Source organism: Fibrobacter sp. UWT2, assembly GCF_900142545.1.
Classification (GTDB): domain Bacteria; phylum Fibrobacterota; class Fibrobacteria; order Fibrobacterales; family Fibrobacteraceae; genus Fibrobacter.
Window position 1 is genome coordinate 96,760 of record NZ_FRBF01000006.1, and the last position, 17,698, is coordinate 114,457.

Annotated in this window: 16 protein-coding genes; 8 read left to right on the plus strand and 8 right to left on the minus strand. The window is 50.7% G+C overall.

All coding sequences use genetic code 11. The features are described 5' to 3' along the window. Nucleotides 1–83: 83 nt before the first annotated feature. The 4 genes from BUA40_RS05890 (at nucleotide 84) to BUA40_RS05905 (ending at nucleotide 7,082) form a co-directional block, all read left to right on the plus strand. Nucleotides 84–413: an SUI1 family translation initiation factor gene (locus BUA40_RS05890; RefSeq protein WP_072799465.1), complete on the plus strand. Its 330-nt coding sequence runs from the start codon at nucleotides 84–86 to the stop codon at nucleotides 411–413. Nucleotides 414–519: 106 nt separating this feature from the next. Next, nucleotides 520–2,148, plus strand: coding sequence for a FecR family protein (locus tag BUA40_RS05895; RefSeq protein WP_072799467.1), 1,629 nt, complete (start codon nucleotides 520–522; stop codon nucleotides 2,146–2,148). Next, nucleotides 2,148–5,261 (plus strand): right-handed parallel beta-helix repeat-containing protein, encoded by a 3,114-nt coding sequence (locus tag BUA40_RS05900; protein ID WP_255369224.1) that lies wholly within the window; start codon nucleotides 2,148–2,150, stop codon nucleotides 5,259–5,261. Before BUA40_RS05895 ends, BUA40_RS05900 begins: the two co-directional genes overlap by 1 nt. A gap of 72 nt (nucleotides 5,262–5,333) precedes the next feature. After that, entirely contained in the window at nucleotides 5,334–7,082 is a 1,749-nt protein-coding gene (locus tag BUA40_RS05905; protein ID WP_072799470.1) for a glycoside hydrolase family 9 protein, read from the plus strand. Here the strand turns inward: BUA40_RS05905 and BUA40_RS05910 are convergent. The 4 genes from BUA40_RS05910 to BUA40_RS05925 are packed head-to-tail and all read right to left on the minus strand — an operon-like array spanning nucleotide 7,068 to nucleotide 10,155. Then, nucleotides 7,068–8,018 (minus strand): ElyC/SanA/YdcF family protein, encoded by a 951-nt coding sequence (locus BUA40_RS05910; RefSeq protein ID WP_072799472.1) that lies wholly within the window; start codon nucleotides 8,016–8,018, stop codon nucleotides 7,068–7,070. The genes BUA40_RS05905 and BUA40_RS05910 overlap by 15 nt on opposite strands. Further along, nucleotides 8,011–8,454 (minus strand): ribosomal protein S18-alanine N-acetyltransferase, encoded by a 444-nt coding sequence (gene rimI / locus BUA40_RS05915; protein ID WP_072799475.1) that lies wholly within the window; start codon nucleotides 8,452–8,454, stop codon nucleotides 8,011–8,013. Before rimI ends, BUA40_RS05910 begins: the two co-directional genes overlap by 8 nt. A 15-nt stretch (nucleotides 8,455–8,469) precedes the next feature. Beyond that, nucleotides 8,470–9,105, minus strand: a complete 636-nt coding sequence (gene tsaB / locus BUA40_RS05920; RefSeq protein ID WP_072799477.1) for a tRNA (adenosine(37)-N6)-threonylcarbamoyltransferase complex dimerization subunit type 1 TsaB — start codon at nucleotides 9,103–9,105, stop codon at nucleotides 8,470–8,472. A gap of 15 nt (nucleotides 9,106–9,120) precedes the next feature. Then, entirely contained in the window at nucleotides 9,121–10,155 is a 1,035-nt protein-coding gene (locus BUA40_RS05925; protein ID WP_072799479.1) for a D-alanine--D-alanine ligase family protein, read from the minus strand. 103 nt (nucleotides 10,156–10,258) lie between these two features. Here BUA40_RS05925 and BUA40_RS05930 point away from each other — a divergent pair, with 103 nt between their 5' ends. Continuing rightward, on the plus strand, nucleotides 10,259–11,179 hold the full coding sequence (locus tag BUA40_RS05930) for an NAD-dependent epimerase/dehydratase family protein (RefSeq protein ID WP_072799481.1): 921 nt from the start codon (nucleotides 10,259–10,261) through the stop codon (nucleotides 11,177–11,179). Nucleotides 11,180–11,233: 54 nt separating this feature from the next. Here the strand turns inward: BUA40_RS05930 and purF are convergent, their stop codons facing one another. The 4 genes from purF to BUA40_RS05945 form a co-directional block, all read right to left on the minus strand. After that, nucleotides 11,234–12,619, minus strand: a complete 1,386-nt coding sequence (gene purF, locus BUA40_RS05935) for an amidophosphoribosyltransferase (RefSeq protein ID WP_072799483.1) — start codon at nucleotides 12,617–12,619, stop codon at nucleotides 11,234–11,236. Nucleotides 12,620–12,831: 212 nt separating this feature from the next. Beyond that, nucleotides 12,832–12,981, minus strand: a complete 150-nt coding sequence (locus BUA40_RS14540) for a hypothetical protein (RefSeq protein ID WP_158212915.1) — start codon at nucleotides 12,979–12,981, stop codon at nucleotides 12,832–12,834. Between the two features lie 10 nt (nucleotides 12,982–12,991). Continuing rightward, entirely contained in the window at nucleotides 12,992–14,761 is a 1,770-nt protein-coding gene (locus BUA40_RS05940; RefSeq protein ID WP_072799485.1) for a hypothetical protein, read from the minus strand. Between the two features lie 104 nt (nucleotides 14,762–14,865). After that, the gene (locus tag BUA40_RS05945; protein WP_143149709.1) at nucleotides 14,866–15,759 is read right to left on the minus strand and encodes a geranylgeranylglycerol-phosphate geranylgeranyltransferase; all 894 of its coding nucleotides are present in this window, start codon (nucleotides 15,757–15,759) and stop codon (nucleotides 14,866–14,868) included. A gap of 42 nt (nucleotides 15,760–15,801) precedes the next feature. On the opposite strand from BUA40_RS05945, the gene BUA40_RS05950 reads away from it, so the two are divergent. Genes BUA40_RS05950 through BUA40_RS05960 form a run of 3 tightly spaced genes read left to right on the plus strand, consistent with a single transcriptional unit; the run spans nucleotide 15,802 to nucleotide 17,697 of the window. Beyond that, a complete protein-coding gene (locus BUA40_RS05950) occupies nucleotides 15,802–16,077 on the plus strand; it encodes a hypothetical protein (protein ID WP_143149710.1) in 276 nt (91 codons plus the stop codon). After that, a complete protein-coding gene (gene rsgA, locus BUA40_RS05955) occupies nucleotides 16,067–17,284 on the plus strand; it encodes a ribosome small subunit-dependent GTPase A (protein WP_072799490.1) in 1,218 nt (405 codons plus the stop codon). Before BUA40_RS05950 ends, rsgA begins: the two co-directional genes overlap by 11 nt. A gap of 5 nt (nucleotides 17,285–17,289) precedes the next feature. Continuing rightward, a complete protein-coding gene (locus BUA40_RS05960) occupies nucleotides 17,290–17,697 on the plus strand; it encodes a hypothetical protein (RefSeq protein ID WP_072799492.1) in 408 nt (135 codons plus the stop codon). Nucleotide 17,698 lies beyond the last annotated feature (1 nt).

Here is a 17,698-nt window from a genome sequence, read left to right on the forward strand (position 1 = left end):
TTGAATAATTGAAAATGTAGGAGATGCCCGCCAATGAACAGCGGGCATTTCCTATTTATACAGAAAATTTCTAAGTTCTAAGTATGAGTATTGAAGAACGTTCTACACTGGTATATTCGACGGCTCTTGGTGGTCGTGTCAAGCAAGAAAAACCTAAGGCGGAGCGCCCCCAGGGTGACGGCGTGGTCCGTATTCTTTTAAAGCGTTTGGGTGGCGGTAAAATGGCGAGCGTGGTGACCGGAGTGCCTTTGGATGAACCCGAACTCAAGGAACTTGGCCGTGAACTCAAGCAAAAGTGCGGGGTAGGCGGCTCTGTCAAGGATTTTGCCATCGAAATCCAGGGTGACAAGCGCAATCTGCTTAAAACGGAGCTGGAAAAGCGTGGGTACACGGTAAAGCTTGCTGGTGGCTAGAAATAGCGGCTCGGGGGGAGATTGATTTATATCACCAGGCAAAAAAAGTGAGTGCTTTTTTCGAAAAAAAAGGGTATTTTTTAAGAGATTGAGAAGAGGGCTTACAATGGTCAGAATTTCCGTTTCACGCAAAACGTTTTTACGCTCGTTGTTTATTCTTGCCGTAGTGCCTGCGATGGCATTTTCGGGTCCTTCTGTCGGTACCGCAAGCATGCCTGTGAACGAAGTCGATCGCTGGAAGGCCAAGCAGAGTCAGTGGAAACCTCTCGGTAACGGTGCCAAGATTTATCAGTCCGATAAAGTGCGTACGGGCGCAGAATCCGAAGTGGTGATTCGACTCCCTGACGGAAGCTCCATCAAGATTGGCGAAAAGACGATTGTCGAAATGGAAAGTCTTTTTGAACCCAACGACGAAGGCGGTTTCGAAACCATGATCGACGTGGAAAAGGGTTTCTTGAATTTCGCCGTACATAAACTCAAAAACAAGAAGTCTAAGTTCATCTTCAAGACGGGAACCGCAACTGCATCGATTCGCGGTACCGAAGGCTATATTGGCGGCGAAGGTGTTTTCTTCGCGGGCCTGAAAACGGGTAAGCTGGAAATCAAGCCCAACGGTTCTGACCAGTTGGTGTCCATTGTCGCTGGCGAAACCACTTTCGGAACGGATTCCCTGGTGGTGGTGAAGTTGGCCTCTTCTGGTGAAGCCCGCTTCGCGAAGCGTCTTTCGAAGATTCTTTCGGACAAGTCCAAGTCGACGAAGGCTTTGAAGGCTGAACTTGAAAAAGCCGATACTGAATTCCAGGCTCAGCTGAAAGAAGAAGCCAAGCAGGCTGCCGCAACGGTTCCCGAGAACGGCTTTATCGTAAGCACTGTTTCGCCGGTGGAAATTTGCGAAGACGGTCTTGTGGTTGACGGCTCTTACCGAACCTCTGATGAATCTGCCACGCTGGTCTTGAAGGTGGGCAATTCCTATACCTCTAGCAACTTGATCCGCGCTGCCGATGGCCAGGCTCATTCCTTCTCTGAAAAGGTCGTGGTCAACGACGATAACGGTCTCTGGAAAGCTGAAAAGGCAACTCTTGAATTCAAGGGCGCCGGTGTGACCAGTTCCAAGTCCATTGACTTGATGGTGAACAAGGCTTGCGTCGACGTGAATACGAAGGCTCCTACGGCATCGATTATTTCTTATGACTCTTTGCGCTGTATTGCCAACGTGATGGTCGGTGAAATTCAGAATGATGCCGGTATCCTGGTCATGGAAGCGGATGGAAGCAAGTTGAGCGAAGAAACGGTGACCAAGAATTCCCAGAAGAGACTGAAACTGCAGAAGGGCCGCCATGAATATGTGGTCCGCGTTGAAGACTTGGCGTCGAACAAGGCTGAAGTCACCAAGAAGATGGGTTGCTACCCGAACAAGAGATTCCCGGTAGAAGTCCTGGGTCCCGCAAAGGAAGTGTTGAAGGTCCCGCCTCCGCCGCAGGATATTCCGGATCGCATTACGCAGACGCTCCAGTTTAGAATTCGAATTCCTGAAAATGATCCTGATTACTTGTACAAGGTAACTGTTAGACAAAACGGCAAGGTCATTTTGCAAGAATCGCTATCGCAGATTCACAACCTGGATTACCAGATTCCAGTGTCGCTAACGCGAGGGGCGAGAAACCATTTCGATATCGAAGTCGTTCACAAGAGCGGATATATATCGAAGGCTAAGAAGGATTACGAGGTTCATTGATGAAACTTAGGGATTGGTTTGTAGGCGTACTTTCTATGGCAGCACTCCACGTGAGTGCTTTTGCCGTTGATACGGCCCTCCAGCAAGGGAGCGTGATTGGAGGCGAAGTATCCGGTTTCTTGAAAAAAGACAAGTCTCCGTACCTGGTGAACGAGACCCTAGTGGTGCCCGAAGGCAAAGCCCTGGTCGTGGAAGCGGGAACCGAGATTTACTTTAACGAAGGCACGGGTCTTGATGTCCGTGGTGGTTCTTTGGCGGTGATGGGCGAGAGCCATAATCCGGTGGTGATGACCGCTGCAGAAGAAGACAAGTATTGGAACGGTATTTCCATTACGGGAAACAAGTCTTGCGAAACTCAAGGCACCCATATCAAGAATGCTCAGTTTGGCTATGCGGTTGAAAGCGGTTCCTTGGAAGTTCGCGATGGCGTTATCAAGAACGCTGGCCGCACTGCCATCTATGTCCGCAACGCCTCTTTGGCGATGAAGTGGACAACGGTTGAAGATGGTCGCAATGTGGGCGTGTGGGCGGCCTCTAATGCCAAAATCGATATCGATGGTTCCAATTTGACGCAAAACAAGATTGCCTTGGTTGCCGGCGAAAATGCCGTGGTGAACATGAAACGCGTTCACTTGGAATCTAACGATGTAGCCATTCTCGACTTTGGTAACAACAACTTGAAGCAGAGAAATTCCTTGATTATGGATAACGTAATCGGCCTTGTTTCCAAGGACATTCCGCCTGAAGAAATTCGCCAGGCGTTGGAAGACAACAAGAGACCGCTTGCGAATAATATGAACGACTATACGGGTATGCTGGGCGACGAGCCCCGTAATCCTTACGCAAATACCGAAAAATTTGCAGGCAACCAGGACGATTCTGCGGATTCTGTCTGGTCTATTTCGGGTAGCGTAGGCGTTGAAATGGGCTATCACAAGGTGCTGATGCGCCACAATTCTTCGGGCCAAAAGTACGTGTCCGATAAGGATACGGTGCTTCCGCGCGAACGCTACATCAACTACTTCCAGGTTCCGGGATTCTTTACCAACTGGAATGCCAACTTGTTGATGAAGTCTCCTACGGGAGCAACGATGGAATTCCTCTTGGATGCTTCAAGCGATTCCTGGGATAACCTTAAGCTTTACCAGTTGCAAGCCAGCTATACGGACGATATGCAGCACTTGGTCCTCGGTGATTTCTATGCGAACGGGGGAGAGATTTACCTGTCTGGCATGAACGCTTTTGGTGGCTTGTATGAACTGTCGCTGCTCAAGAATGCGGCCAACATCCCGACTTTCGTCGGTACGGCTTTTGCGGGCGAAATGAATGCTCCCAAGATTCAGGGCAAGCGCAACTACGATGTGTACAAGGATTACATTGATGATGGTGAAGCCGAGGCCCAGCGCATCGGAGCCGGCGGAAGTATCCGCTGGAATATGCACCGTCGCTTTAACGGAACCTTGGGCTTTGTGGCCAGCAAGGATTACCTGGAAGATCCTTTTATGAGGGACGGCATGTCTCCCGAAACCAACACGGCAAAACCCCTGGTGACATCTAGAGCCTTCTTTGCCGATGGTAACTGGCTGGTTTACCCTGGCGATATCAAGCTGAATGGCCAGGTTGCCGTAGGTGGAGCCGATACCTTGAATGCCGCTAAAATCAGGGCGGTAAATCAGGTGTTCTCGGAAGCGGGACTGGATCCGTCGAATTTTGCGCTCTTGAATAAGCTGATGAGTAACGTGAACCAGGTAAATTCCTTGACGCCTGCCGAGTTGAATGAGATTTTTGGTGAAAATGCCATGATGACTCCTTCTGAGATGCGCGCCGAATTGAAGGCCCTTTTGAAGGAAGCTTCTAGGGTGGCGAGGACATTGCAGACCGAAGACAGTAGGCCTTCTCATGGTGAATTCTGGGGCCATGAACATTGGGCTTTTGCCGGATCTTACCAGTGGTCGAATCCGACGACTTCTATTGAAGGTTTCTTCAGGTATGTGGGTGCCGAATATTACAGCCCCGGTTCCGAAGACTTGTTGCAGAATACCCGCATGATTGGTGGTAACTTGAAGCATAAGATTTATGACTTCTGGAACTTGGGCTTTGGCTATACCTTGAATATTGAAAACGCTGCCGGAGAAGGCAACGATTACAATATCTTCGGCTTGGGTGAAGGTACCCAGTGGGGCCTTACGGGCGCCGATGACGATTGGCTCAAGAAGCATGAGCAGGATATGGTGCGCACGCTGTATATTCACGATGGTTACTTGAAGAACGACTTCAAGTTGAATGAAAAGGTCGGCCTTTCTTTCAAGTACGCCCTGAATTACAGAACCCGCAGCACGCCGCAACGCCTGTACGGCAACTACTCGGCCTCTTCGGGTATTTATGATGACCCGTGGTTTGACGCTATTAAAGGTCGTCCGACTGTGAAGGTGAATGAAGGGCTCGATACGACGGTTATTGATTCGGCTCATTGGGCTCAGTATTATGCACTTGTCGATGAAGATTATTTGGCAACCCAGTTCGAAGAAAAACTGATGAAGCATACTCTTGAACTCGGGCTTTCTTTCAAGTTCCCCAAGAACTTGCTGAAACTTGGGGCGGGTTTGGTGGCCTTTACGGATATGTCGGAATTCAAGCAAGACAACCTGATTTCTGGCTTTAGGTTCAAGAACGAAACCTATGGCATTCTGGGTTACTATTTCCACGGAAGTGATTACCTGGAACAGCGTTACCCGATTTCTTTGACGACGACGATGGACGGCTTCAAGAATTCCGTTTCGTTGACGCCCCGCTACAAGGTGTACAATCGTAACGAAATGCGCGAGTTCGAGTGGAGTTTCTTGGATAACATGGATATTGAACTTTCCAGGGACTTTTTGGAACTGGGCCTGTCGGGTGGTTTGCGTCAGAACTTCTTGAGCTACGAGATCAAGGACCAGGATTACGACGAAATGGAACTCGATATCGACGCTTCTGCAAAATTACGTATACATCACACCCAGGCCTTGTATACAGATTGGACATTAGGTTCAATTTTCAACTATCGTCCGGATAACAAGGCTGACCAGTATAAGGATTTTTATATAATTGCAGCAGTGAATTACGACTTTTAGTCGGTTGCAGCGGTAAACAGATTTGTATACACAGGAACACCGGAATGACATATGAAAAGCTATTCTTGTAATATGAAGATTCCTGTTCGCTATAACCATGTCGGTTATGCTCCTGATTCGGCAAAGATTTTCTTTGTGAACCCGAAGGAGCTTGAACCTGATTGTGGTAATGTGAATAATTATTTTTTTCGTGTAATACGGCAACTTCAGTATACGAAATATGCTGCTGTATGGGAAGGCTCATTTGTCGAGGGGACTTTGGGGCATTCCGGTGTTTGTGAGTACACAGGTGAAATTCTCTGGTCGGGAAATTTTACGGACGTTAACGAAACGGGATTGTTCTTTATCCAAATTCTGCGAAAAGGTGGCGCTGAGAAGGAGACGCTCCTTTTTGAGACGGAATCGTTTGAAATATCGAATGACTGGATTTGTCGTCAGTTGCTTGCAAACATCAAATCTTTTTACTACCAACGTAGCGGTGTGAAACTGCCTGCCGATTTTGCGGGCAAGTGGGCAAGGCCTGCAGCTCATTTAGACGACAATATCGGATTCCACCCGAGCATGCAGCGCGAAGGTACCTGGAACGCCCATGGTGGTTGGTACGATGCCGGTGATTATGGCAAGTATATTGTGAATGGTGGCGTCTCGGTGGCGACACTCTTGCTTGCCTGCGAATTGATTGGCGATTGTGAATGCGAAAGCCTGACAAATAAGGCGATCAATGCGACGGAACCCTTTGTGGGGCCTGACGGACTCAAGATGTACAGCCTCAAGGATGAAATCCGCTTTGAACTGGACTTTTTCTTGCGAATGCAGGACACCGACGGCGGCGTATTTTTTAAGGTGACTCCTGAACATTGGGACGGATTTGTTTCGCCTACGGATTCCGACCTGTTGCAAAAGCGCATGATTTTAGGCAAGTCGACAACATCGACGCTGAATTTTGCGGGAGCTCTCGCCGCGGCATCGCGCGTGTATGGTAAGCGCGATACAGCGTTCGCAGAACGCTGCCTGCAAGCGGCGGTAAAGGCCTATAAGTGGGCCGTTTCGCGCCCCTTTGTGGATTGGCCGCACAATACCGAAGGTAGTGGCGGCTACGGCGACGAACACGCCGAAGACGAATTTTTCTGGGCGCGTGCAATGCTTTACCGCGAGTTGCAGGTACGCGGCGAAGTAGACGGAGTTTCCGCCGAAAGCTTGCGCCCCCTGCTACTTGAAGACATGAAGGTGATTCCGCCTAAGTCGGGCCTTGACTGGCGTGACACCCAGAACTTGGGCTGGCTAGCCCTTGCCTTGCAGGACTTTGACCGCGAATTCCGCCTTTATGCGCGCACGACGCTGAACATGACGGCTCGTGAAATTGTCGACATGCAAAATGGCGATGCCTACGGAATTCCGGTACGCAAGTTTATTTGGGGCAGCAATGGCGATATTGCCAACCATGCACTTACCCTGGCTATTGTAAAACGCTGGGCTCCGAGCCTGGGTGGCAACTCCCTGGATTTCTGGTGCCGCGAAATGTTGAACTTTATTTATGGCCGCAATCCTGTGGATGTCAGTTTTGTGACGGGTTCCGCTTGGAGCTCTCCGAAAGATCCGCACCATCGCTTAAGCCATTCCGACGGCGTCGAAGAACCGATTCCGGGGCTTTTGGTTGGAGGCATCAACAGCGACCGTCAGGATATGCACCGCGCTCCCCATTATCCGGGAGAACTGTCCGGTTATTCGTACACCGACGAACGCTGCTCTTTTGCGAGCAACGAAACGGCAATTAACTGGAACGCCCCGCTGACAGCGGTGCTTGCATTACTTTGCTTTTGATTTCTCGTCCTTTTTAGAGGTCGAGTCTTTCTTTGATTCTTTAGATTCCTTGGTTTCCTTGGAATCTTTTTTTGATGTAGAGTCTTTAGCGGATTCCTTTACGACAGAATCTTTAACGGCTTCTTTGGCAGATGCTTTTGCAGTCGTATCCTTGGCGGTGGTGTCTGCTTCGGCTTCCTTGATTTTTTCCTGAACCTTCGGCAAAAGGGATTGCAGGTTTACCACCGGATTCTTTTCGGCTTCGAATTCCTTGGCCGAGACGATAGGCTTGTAGTAGAAGGAATCCTGGGCGCTCATGGGGTGAGACGGGAGCAGGTCTATGTAAGAGGCTGCAAGAGCTGCCCAACCACGGAGCCATTCCTTGCGGGATTCACGGTGCGTGTACCAGGAATCGGGATTGTAGTAGTAATGGTGAACGTCCTTGGTCAGGTAAACGGGAGATTCGCCAGAAAGCTTTGTAAAAATTCGCTTGACGCGGTAAGTGGATGCGGCGCCGGTGAGGAGCAAAACCGTGTCGGCGTTGTGCATTTTGAGCCAAGGAATAATGGAGTAGGCTTCGTCCATGGTGGAGGGGTCATCGTGCCTTGCGATAAAGACTGCGTTGCTGTCGAAGTTGCCGAGGCGCATGAAGTCGTCCAGATAGAATTCTGCGTTGCTGCGGTTGCGCAGGATGCGGCGCCCGAGAATCAAGACGGAATCGGCTTTGCCGCTAGCCATGAGTTCGGCGGCCATGTCGATGCGTTCCATGTCGGCGGTTTGTCCGTCGAGCACGACGATCCAGCTGACATGTTCGAATTCGTCATCGTCGACAAGCCAATGGCCGCTCTTGGTCATCACCAAGTAGAAGGCGATGACGAGGAGTACGGCGGCGGCCGCAATGGTACTCAAAATGACTTTCTTTTTCTTGATCTGTTTCTTGGTGGGTAGCTTAGTCAATTTTTGCTCCTTGGGTGCGGTACAGCGCCGCATTTTCGCCGTCGGCGTAATACTTCTTGCGGATTCCAAACAAATTAAAACCGTGGCTTTCGTAAAAGCGGCGGGCTTTAATATTGTTCTCGCGGACTTCTAGAAAACAGCAATCTGTCTTGTCTAAATCCAGTTGCGAAAGTCCTGAGCGTAAAAGCAGTGAACCAATTCCGCCGCGCTGTGCCGATTCGCTTACGGCAATAGAGAGCAGCTCGGAGTCGGCGCCTAGCAAATGGAATACGGCGTACCCTACGATTCCTGTTTCGGTTTCGTAAACGACGGCGTAGGTGTAGGGCGCCTTGATTTCTAGCTCATATTGTCGTTCGTTCCAGTCTTGAAATGCAAGTTCACCCTGAATCCTCAGTACGGCAGGAATGTCGGCGGAATTCATTTTGCGGATGGACATGGAACTTCCTGTGGATCAGTGCAACTTTTCGAAATATGAGGGCTGGATGTAGTTCGCTTCTTGCATAAGGCTCGGGGCCACTCGCTCGAAGAGTCTTGCCCAATCGCTCAGGGGCTTGCCCTTGTCGATGACTGTCGCTGCACCGATTTCGCTGAAAAGGGCCTTCAAGGTTTCGTCGCTGGCGGCGTTTTCGTCGACGACGACGTAGTTCACGTCGCTGGACTTAAGTGCTTTTACCACTTGCTCGGTTTCGATGAAGCTTTCTTTTTCGTTCAGGCGCAAGTACCAGTAGTCTTTGCGGGCGCGGATGACTACGGCTGCCTTGTCGGGCTCTGCTGCGAAGCAGGAGAGGGCCTGCAGCGTAGAAACTCCGTAGAGCTTGCGCTTGCCGCTAAAGCTCAAGCCTTCGCAAAAGGCGACTCCCGTGCGCAGTCCGCTGAAAGACCCTGGGCCGAGGGTGACCATGACTCGGGTCACCTGGTCGAGGGTCGCTCCCGTTTTTTCAAGGAGTGCGTCCAGCATGGCCGATGCGGTTTCGCCGCGGGCCGATTCGTCGACGCTTTCCATATAGCGGGGGCGGGCGGCGTCTGATTCCAGAAGCGCCATCGAAATTCCCTTGCGCGAAGTATCTACAAATAAGTCGAATTGCATGAAGCTATCCGTGACTTAGCGTTTGATGTAGAGGCTCTTGTCGATAATCAAGTCGATGAGCTGGCTGTAGGTGATGCCGTTGCAGGCAGCCTGTTGCGGCAAGAGCGACGTGGGTGTCATGCCCGGGAGTGTGTTCGTTTCGATAGCGAACAGCTGCTTGTCCTTGGTGATGCGCACGTCGGTACGGCTGTAGCCAGCACCGCCCAAGGCGTAGTGGGCGTTCTTCACGAGTTCCTGGATGCGGGCCGTCAGATCGGGTTCGAATTCGGCCGGAGTGACTTCCTTGCATTCGCCGTTGTACTTGGCTTCAAAGTCAAAGTATTCGCGGGTAGTCATGCGCATTTCGGTCGGCGGCAGCGGCTTTTCGCCTTCGATGTAGCCGCAGCTAGCTTCTTCGCCGGCAATGAACTTTTCGCAGAGCAGGCGGTTGGAATCCTTGAACAAGTCTTGGGCAATTTTGCCGGCTTCGTCCAGGTCCTTGGCGATGCCGATACCGATAGAGGAACCGCCAAGCGGGTCCTTGATGACCAGCGGGAATCCGAGTTCATCAGAAACGGAAACGAGCGTATCGCCGGTGAAGTCGTGCTTCCAAATCACGCGGTACGGCGGAGTCGGAATACCGTTGGCCTTATAAATTTCCTTGGTCTTTACTTTGTCCATGGCGAGAGCAGATGCCAAAAGGCCGCAACCGGTGTAGGGAATGCCCCAGTTTTCTAGCAAGGCCTGAATGTGTCCGTCTTCGCCCCATTTGCCGTGCAAGGCGAGGAATGCAATGTCTGCATCAGGGAGCTCAGAAAGGGCCGGAGATTTTTTGCAGTTTGCGGCAGTGCCTTCGAGTCCGCGGAAGTAGTTCACCGAGAAGTTGTCCTTCTGGTAGGGGGAAAGTTCGCGGGAAGACCAGTGCCAGGTGCCGTCTTTGTCGATAAGCACCGGATGAATGTTGTAACGATCCGGGTTCATGGCGCGAACAACGCCCGTGCCACTGACAACGGAAACATCATGTTCGGTGGACGGGCCACCCATTAAAACTAATACGCGCATACGAGCCATAATAAACCTCTTGAAAAACTTATGCAAATAATGTAGTAAATTCAATTCCTTTAGTTGCCTGGCTCTTAAAAGGTTTGTATCTTATGGGAAAAGAGAGGTTGTTATGCGTGTATTCGTTACAGGTGGTACTGGTTTCATCGGTCACTATGTGGTGAAGGCCCTTTTGGAAAATGGCCACGACGTAGTGATTGCGACTAGGCACCCTAATAAGGTCCCGACACTCAAGGCAAATCCTAAGGTTACGTTCGTGGAATGTGCCTTGACTGATTTTGACCTGATGGCTGAAGGACTGAAGGGTTGCGACGCCTGCATTCACATTGCTCTCGGCTGGGGCGATACCCCGAGCACGATGCTTGCTAACGACACCCGCGCAACGGTGATGCTGCTTGAAAATGCGGCAAAGGCCGGTTGCAAGAAGTTTATTTACACGAGTAGCACGGCCGCTATGGGCCGCATGCGCCCCACGATGCGCGAAATCACGAGCAACCTGCCGATGGATCTTTACGGTGCCACCAAGGCCGCAGGCGAAGCCTTTGTGCTTGGCTTTACGCATGGCTACGGAACCCAGTTCCCCGAAGTCAAGATGACCCGCAACATTATTCGCCCTGGTTACACCTTTGGTAATCCTGCTTGGGCCGATGGCTGCTCGCAGCCGGACCGCAGATTCTTCTCGATGGCACAGGCCGTCAAGGAAAACCGCGACATCAATATCATCAAGAATGACGGCACGCAGTTCATTCATGCCAGTCAGCAGGCAAAGCTTTACATGAGCGTCCTTGAATCCGACAAGAACGAAGAAATCTTCCTCGGTCTTGGTGAAGTTTGGATGAGCTGGAAGGAAATTGCCGAAATGATGATTTCCATGAAGCCTGGTTGCAAATCCAAAATCGTGGAAACTGACCTTGGCTGGGGCGATGAACCCATGCTGTTTGACGTGAGCAAGATTCAGGAACAGTTCGGGCTTGCCTTTGACGCTCACGAGTTTATGCTCGATCACGTCAAGTGGACTTATAACCAGATTTAATTTGGCTTTAGACGAAAATAAAAAAGGCGAGAGCAAATGCTCTCGCTTTTTCTTTTAACCGCAGCGGGTCTTTGTCGTGTCTATTCCGATGTAGTCGGGGTAGTCGTTGTCAAAGCAGGCGGCGCAGTAGTTTTCGCCTTCGCCGGTACATTCCTTCATGCCTTCGACGCTCAGGTAGCCGAGGCTTTCGACGCCGAGCATCTTGGCGATTTCGGCAGGCGTCATGGAGCTTGCGGCAAGTTCGCCTTGGCTCGGGAAATCCATGCCGAAGAAGCACGGGTGTGCGACCGGAGGCGATGCAATGCGGATATGCACTTCTAAAGCACCGGCATCGCGCAGCATCTTGGATAGAATCTTGAGCGTGGTGCCGCGCACAATAGAATCTTCGACGACACAGACGCGCTTGTTCTTAAGCACGCCTTCGATGGGGTTGAATTTGAGCTTGACTTTCTGTTCGCGAACGTTCTGCGTGGGGTCGATGAAAGTGCGGCCCACGTAGTGGTTACGGAGCAGGCCGATTTCAAAGCGAATGCCGCTCGCCTGGGCGTAGCCGAGCGCAGCGGTAGTGGCGCTGTCGGGTACTGAAATCACGATGTCGGCATCGACGGGGCATTCCTTGGCGAGCTGCTTGCCCATTTTGCGGCGGACCTTGTCGCAGCTCTGCTCGAAAATCTTGGAATCCGGGCGGCTAAAGTAGATGTATTCGAAAATGCAGTGGGCGAGGCGATCCTTTTGCACGAAGCGTTCGGAATGGAGCCCGTTCTTGGTGATGGTCAGGAATTCGCCGGCCTGGATGTCGCGAATGTAGTGGGCGCCCAGCAAGTCGAAGGCGCAAGTTTCGCTGGCGACGCACCAGGCTTTTCCCATGCGTGCAAGCGACAGTGGGCGGAATCCGAATCCGTCGCGGGCGACGTACATGGTGTCTTTGCTAATGAATACGAGGCAGAAACTGCCGGTAAATTTCGTGACGGCCTTCTTGATGGCTTCACCTAGGTCTGCGGCCTCGGTGCGCGCGATTTCATGCAGAAGAATTTCGGAATCGGATGTCGTCTGAAAAATATGGCCGTCGGCTTCCATTTCGGCACGGAGCTCGGCGGCGTTAGTGATGTTTCCGTTGTGGGCGACTGCAATCTGGCCCCATTTGCAACTCACCAGAATCGGCTGCGCGTTGGCCAAGGTTGATGCGCCTGTGGTGCTGTAACGCACGTGGCCAATGCCTGCAAATCCGTCAAATTCGTTGATGTCGTGTTCCCGGAGAAGGGTCGATACAAGCCCCATGGACTTGCGGACGCGAATCTTGTCTCCGTCAGTGACCGCGAATCCGGCACTTTCCTGCCCGCGGTGCTGCAGGGCGTAAAGCCCCATGGTAATATTCCTTACGACAGTGTCGCCATTGTAAATGCCGATCACTCCGCATTCTTCGTGCAATTCGTCGAGCATAACGCCTCTTTGAAATGTATGTTCCCCCTACCTCGAAGGTCATAGCCCACCCGGACGGGTGCAAGCAAGGAAACGGCCGCCCTTGTAAAGCAAAAAATGTGCCATTATGGCGATTTTGGCTCAAAAACGCCAAAATTCAAATTGCAAAACAAAAAGGCTTTACAACTTGTGTAAAACCTTATTGTAAAACTTACGTTTTATGTAAAAGAGTCTTATGCCTTGTCGGACTTGTCCAACGAGGAATCAACCGCTGAAAGCAGGCCTGTGTAGGGTTCGCTGCTTTGTAGCAGGTGGGCCTGGTTCTTGAGCTTGATTTCCTTCATTTCGGGGGCGAAGTAATTCTTTTTCTGTTCGTTGCTCATAGTGTCCTCCTTATTTCACTAAAACTTTCTTGCCGTAGTAGGCACCGCGGGCTTGGTGTGTGCCGTTCAGCTTGCGGCCCTTGAGGTCGTAGTTACGGTTCATCTTGAATTCGCCGGTGCGTGTATCGATGCGCCCGATAACTGTCGTGTGTTCGTTGCCATTGGTACTTTCGACGATGACTACGTCCATGGTGGCGGGGCGTTTCGTTTCCTTGAATTCGGGACCGAAAATGTCTCTGGTAAATATGAATGCGCGGAAGGGTGGTATTGCGGCTCCGGTACCAATTTTGACGAACTGGCCTGCTGTTTTAAAGTTTTCTGTGACTTGATCGTTAAATCCATAAATGTTGTCACCCGCAACATGCTCTGATGTAAATTCTAAGAATTCGTCGTTGCCATTAAAAAACCAAAGACCACTACTGCTTACAGTATAGGAGTTATTTGACTTTATTTCTACTGCACCTTTAATTTTGAGGGTTTCGGATTCCATTTGAATGAGATAAGGTCTATAAGCTTGGATTTCTACTTGGCTGATATCTTCGGCTCCATCTTTTAAGTTTTGAACTTGGACTTCCATTTTGCCGTTGACTTCTTCGACACCTCTGAAATAGTAGATATTCTTGACTCCGCCCAGTTGACCCAGCTTGACTGCAAAGGGGAGCATGATTGTGGAGTATCCGTTTGCTGAAAGAGGGAACTTTCTTTCGAAAACGACGGAGTCCACGTGTTTCTCTTCGACGTCGCCGACGGATCCGTAGTAGTCGCCATCGATGTATGCTGTTGTTTTCCCGTCTTCGGTTATGTACCGGATAGCGGGGTAATCCTTTCTCAGCATGAGCGTGTTGTTGTAGGCGTAAAGTTGGTAGCCAGTTGGCTCTGCTGTGACATGTCTGAATATCTTATTAGCAATGGCGTCATTGGTGATGTATTCCGATTGTCCGGAAAGAGCGATCTTGGGATTTTTGTCTGTCAAGGGCTCTGCAATGTTTACGTTGATGAGGGCTTTATCTTTTAATTCGCCTACAATATTGATTTTCTTTCCGTTAGAGAGAACCAGCGCGTTGTAATTGGGAAAATATGGAGTGCCAGAAATATTGATGTCTTCAAAAGCTTCTACAGCATAGTTTGAGTTAGTATTGAATGATCCTCCTGCAAGAGTCACTTTGGATCCTTCTTTTGCGACTATACCTCTGTTGTTTCCGTTGACAGATCCGCTGAATACTTCAACTTTTGAGCCGGAATGAGCGGTTATACCTGTACCATAGGAATAAACACTCCCCCCATCTATTTGAAGGGACCCGTGTAAGTCGATGGCCAGATTTTCCTCCGTAACATTGATTATTCCTGATAGCAGGAAGGCACTGCCGTTATCATTAACGAGAATCGCAGGGATGCCGGTATTAATGTTGAAATCTCCTGCTATTATGCCTCTATTGTTCTCGCTCTTGTTGCTGTCTTCGATGATAAGTGTCCTATCGACACGGAAAATCAATGCTTTTTCTGTAACAAAAAGATTATCTAAATTACGTGATAGCGTGTAGCCGTTGAGATCTAGGCGAATGGTTGCTCCGATGTGAAGGCATCTTGTCAATTTTACGTTTTGGGTTAATATGTAGTCTGTGTTTTTTTGTAGTGACCAACAGCCGTCAAAGGTAGAACGATGTTCAAAATCGTCTTCGCTGGAAACTTTCACCGTTTCGATCGGTTCTATCGGGGGGTCTAGGGCGAATGCTCCAAGGGGTAAAAACAGTAATGTCAGGATTAACTTTGTGATTTTCATATTTCCTCCTTAAAATAATGAAATACGGGTGAAAGTTACAAAAAACTTACCGTTTTGGCTTTGGATAAAGTACTTTTTTTGATTTTTTTAGAGTAAGGAGGCTTTTAACAGCTCACGACGAGGGCGATAAGGCCTGCGAACATGGCGATTTTCACCAGTTTTTGAGCGTTTCGGTAGTTACGCTTGTTTGCAAAAACGAGAATCGCGATGACGGCGGGGGTAAAGGCGATTCCGGTGATAATCAAGAAGAGCATGGGGTAGTAACCCTGCGCGACAGGCAGCGGTAAAATGGCCCAGGTGAAAAGGCAAATGAGGCCGGCGAGGCGCCTAGCGGTGGGGGCGCCTGCAATCAGTGGGAACGTCATGATGCCAGCCTTGAGGTCGCCAGTTTCGTCTTCCAGGTCCTTGTAGATTTCGCGGGCGGTCGTGAGGAGTATTGCGAACAGCATCGCGGGGTAGAGAAGTCCGATTTTGTTCGAAATTCCAAGCGTCGATTCGATGGATTCCTTGAGGCCCGTGGGGTAGAACAGGCAGAGAATCAGGGGTGTTGCGCAAAGGAAGGCAACCGTCATGTTCTTTAAAAGCGGGATGTGCTTGAGCCACTTGTTGTAGGCGACAAGAAGCGCGCTGAGTAGCACAAAGAAAATGCAAGCCGTGAAGTTCGTCTTGGTCATCAGGCTGTCGGCAAGGCCCGCCGCAACTGTGAGCACAAGAAGAATAATCCACGCCCTCCGCGCCGCCGCCACCGAAACCTTTCCGCTCACCAGCGGACGCTCCGGGCGATTCAGACGGTCGCTATCCAAGTCCCAAATATCGTTCTGGATGTTTGCAAAGGCAATTGCAAATGCAAAACCGAGCGCCTGCAAAACAAGCGGAAACCATTCGATACCGCCCGTCGTTGTAGGCAACGCCGAAAGCAGGTAGTAGCCGATTACAAGCGTGACCATCGCAATCACGATATTCACCGGCCGGGACATTTTAACGAGGGCTAGGAGCATGGGTAAAATATAGCTTTCTTTTTGATTTTCTATATTTGCGGTATGCCGTTTTTTACCAAAAGCAATCTTGTGGACTTGCGGGCGGAAGCCGAGCAACTTTCGATATGCGTGGAGCATTTTCTGTATGCGTCCGAGCGCGTAGTCGAGGGCGACTACAAAACGAAGGGCTTTTACGACAACTGTATCGAAAAATGTAATGGAAGACTCAAGGCGATTCATTTTTTGATGGAGTCCATTCGTCAGGATAGGCCTGTTTCGGAAGACGAACTCCAGGAATCGCTTCCGGATTTTTTAAATTGCAAGAAAGATGCTAAATAACGAATTCGATGACGAACCGGAACCGCTCCGTCGCGTAAAGCCGACCCGCCGCGATCACCGCAGCAGGCGTATTGACGTGATGCGTGAATTGGAATCGGGCGTGGTAGACGAGCGCCCGGTCAAGGAGCGTTTCAGTCGCGAATTCAAGAATCCCCGCATCAAGAAAATCAAGGACCCGCTCGAAAAGATCGACGAGAAGGATTGCGTTGAGGGCTTGGTGGTCGAAGTACACCGAAGAACATGTGAAGTTCGGTTAGATTCTTCGACTACGCCTAACGGCTTCGCTCAGAATGACTCCCTTCCTACTTCCTACTGCCTACCGTCTACTGTTACTGCCATGTACCGTGCGACGACTTCGAAGGCGCTGGGGGAATTTCCGGCGGTGGGTGACCGCGTGCTTTTGGGTCAGGTGAACGAAGACGAGGACAGCGGCGAAGGTGTCGGTTCGCAGAAGTATTGCGTGGTGCGTGTGCTCCCGCGAAAGAGCGAACTCAAGCGCCCCGGCCCCCGCGATAGCTTTAGGCGTAAGCTCACCCTGGCAGCGAATATTGACCAGGTGGTGATTGTCGCGAGCGTGACTCAGCCGGAATTCAACTACGGATTTATGGACCGCTTCTTGCTGGCGGCTAACCTGAACAACTTGCCGTTTGTGCTGGTGCTGACCAAGATGGACCTGCTGCCGAATGGCGAAGCTGACCTGAACGACGATATCCGCGACTTCATGAGTATCGTGGACAAGGTGATTCCCGTGAGTGTGAAGACGGGGGTGGGCCTGGAACGTCTGCGCGAGGAACTCCTGGGCAAGTCGTCTGTGTTCAGCGGACAGAGTGGCGTGGGCAAGTCGACGCTGGTGAATGCCTTGGTGCCGGGTGCGGAACTTGAAACCGGCGCCGTGCGCGAACGCGACGGCAAGGGAAGGCATACGACGACTTCTTCGAGCCTGTTCGATTTTCCGGGTGGCGGCTACGTAATTGATACGCCGGGGATTAGGAGTATTGGTCTTGCCGACGGTGACGACGATATGGACGGCGAGACCTTGGCGAAGATTTTCCCGGGATTTTTCGAGGGCGACTTGTTTACCTGCAAGTACAGCAACTGCAAGCACCTGAAGGAACCGGGCTGCTCGGTGCGCGAGGCGGTAGAATCGGGTAAGCTTTCGCGGGCCCGCTATGCGAGTTATTTGAGAATTTTGAATTCTAGGAACTAGGTTTGATGGATATTGCGATAAAAATTACCTTGGTGGCGTCGATTGTGCTGGTGGGTTACAACCTGCACCAGTTGGTGACGAGTTATGAGGCAATTTGCGAAAAGGTCAAGGAATTCAAGGCGATGGCGCTGGAGAACGATTCGGACGAAAGTTCGATCCGTCGTTCGAATTTCTTGCTGACCGGAACGCTTTCGGTGCTGTTTATCTTGCTGACTTACCTTTCGGGCTTGGCCTACTGGGTGGTGGGCGTCGTGTTTGTGAAGCTTGCGGTTTCAATGTATTTGTCGCATTTGGAAATTTCGCAGATTTTCAAGGAAAATTCGATTCGCCCGAAGTTCTTCAAGATTACCAAGGTAGATGCCGCGGTGAATGTCTTGATGGGGCTTGGGGTGGCGGTGATTGCCGTATCGTGAG

What these genes read in the sequence shown, in the direction of transcription:
- BUA40_RS05890 (WP_072799465.1), top strand. Translation starts at nt 84, where the DNA reads ATGAGTATTGAAGAACGTTCTACACTGGTATATTCGACGGCTCTTGGT.
- BUA40_RS05895 (WP_072799467.1), top strand. Translation starts at nt 520, where the DNA reads ATGGTCAGAATTTCCGTTTCACGCAAAACGTTTTTACGCTCGTTGTTT.
- BUA40_RS05900 (WP_255369224.1), top strand. Translation starts at nt 2,148, where the DNA reads ATGAAACTTAGGGATTGGTTTGTAGGCGTACTTTCTATGGCAGCACTC.
- BUA40_RS05905 (WP_072799470.1), top strand. Translation starts at nt 5,334, where the DNA reads ATGAAGATTCCTGTTCGCTATAACCATGTCGGTTATGCTCCTGATTCG.
- rimI (WP_072799475.1), bottom strand. Translation starts at nt 8,454, where the DNA reads ATGTCCATCCGCAAAATGAATTCCGCCGACATTCCTGCCGTACTGAGG.
- tsaB (WP_072799477.1), bottom strand. Translation starts at nt 9,105, where the DNA reads ATGCAATTCGACTTATTTGTAGATACTTCGCGCAAGGGAATTTCGATG.
- BUA40_RS05925 (WP_072799479.1), bottom strand. Translation starts at nt 10,155, where the DNA reads ATGGCTCGTATGCGCGTATTAGTTTTAATGGGTGGCCCGTCCACCGAA.
- BUA40_RS05930 (WP_072799481.1), top strand. Translation starts at nt 10,259, where the DNA reads ATGCGTGTATTCGTTACAGGTGGTACTGGTTTCATCGGTCACTATGTG.
- purF (WP_072799483.1), bottom strand. Translation starts at nt 12,619, where the DNA reads ATGCTCGACGAATTGCACGAAGAATGCGGAGTGATCGGCATTTACAAT.
- BUA40_RS14540 (WP_158212915.1), bottom strand. Translation starts at nt 12,981, where the DNA reads ATGAGCAACGAACAGAAAAAGAATTACTTCGCCCCCGAAATGAAGGAA.
- BUA40_RS05940 (WP_072799485.1), bottom strand. Translation starts at nt 14,761, where the DNA reads ATGAAAATCACAAAGTTAATCCTGACATTACTGTTTTTACCCCTTGGA.
- BUA40_RS05945 (WP_143149709.1), bottom strand. Translation starts at nt 15,759, where the DNA reads ATGCTCCTAGCCCTCGTTAAAATGTCCCGGCCGGTGAATATCGTGATT.
- BUA40_RS05950 (WP_143149710.1), top strand. Translation starts at nt 15,802, where the DNA reads ATGCCGTTTTTTACCAAAAGCAATCTTGTGGACTTGCGGGCGGAAGCC.
- rsgA (WP_072799490.1), top strand. Translation starts at nt 16,067, where the DNA reads ATGCTAAATAACGAATTCGATGACGAACCGGAACCGCTCCGTCGCGTA.
- BUA40_RS05960 (WP_072799492.1), top strand. Translation starts at nt 17,290, where the DNA reads ATGGATATTGCGATAAAAATTACCTTGGTGGCGTCGATTGTGCTGGTG.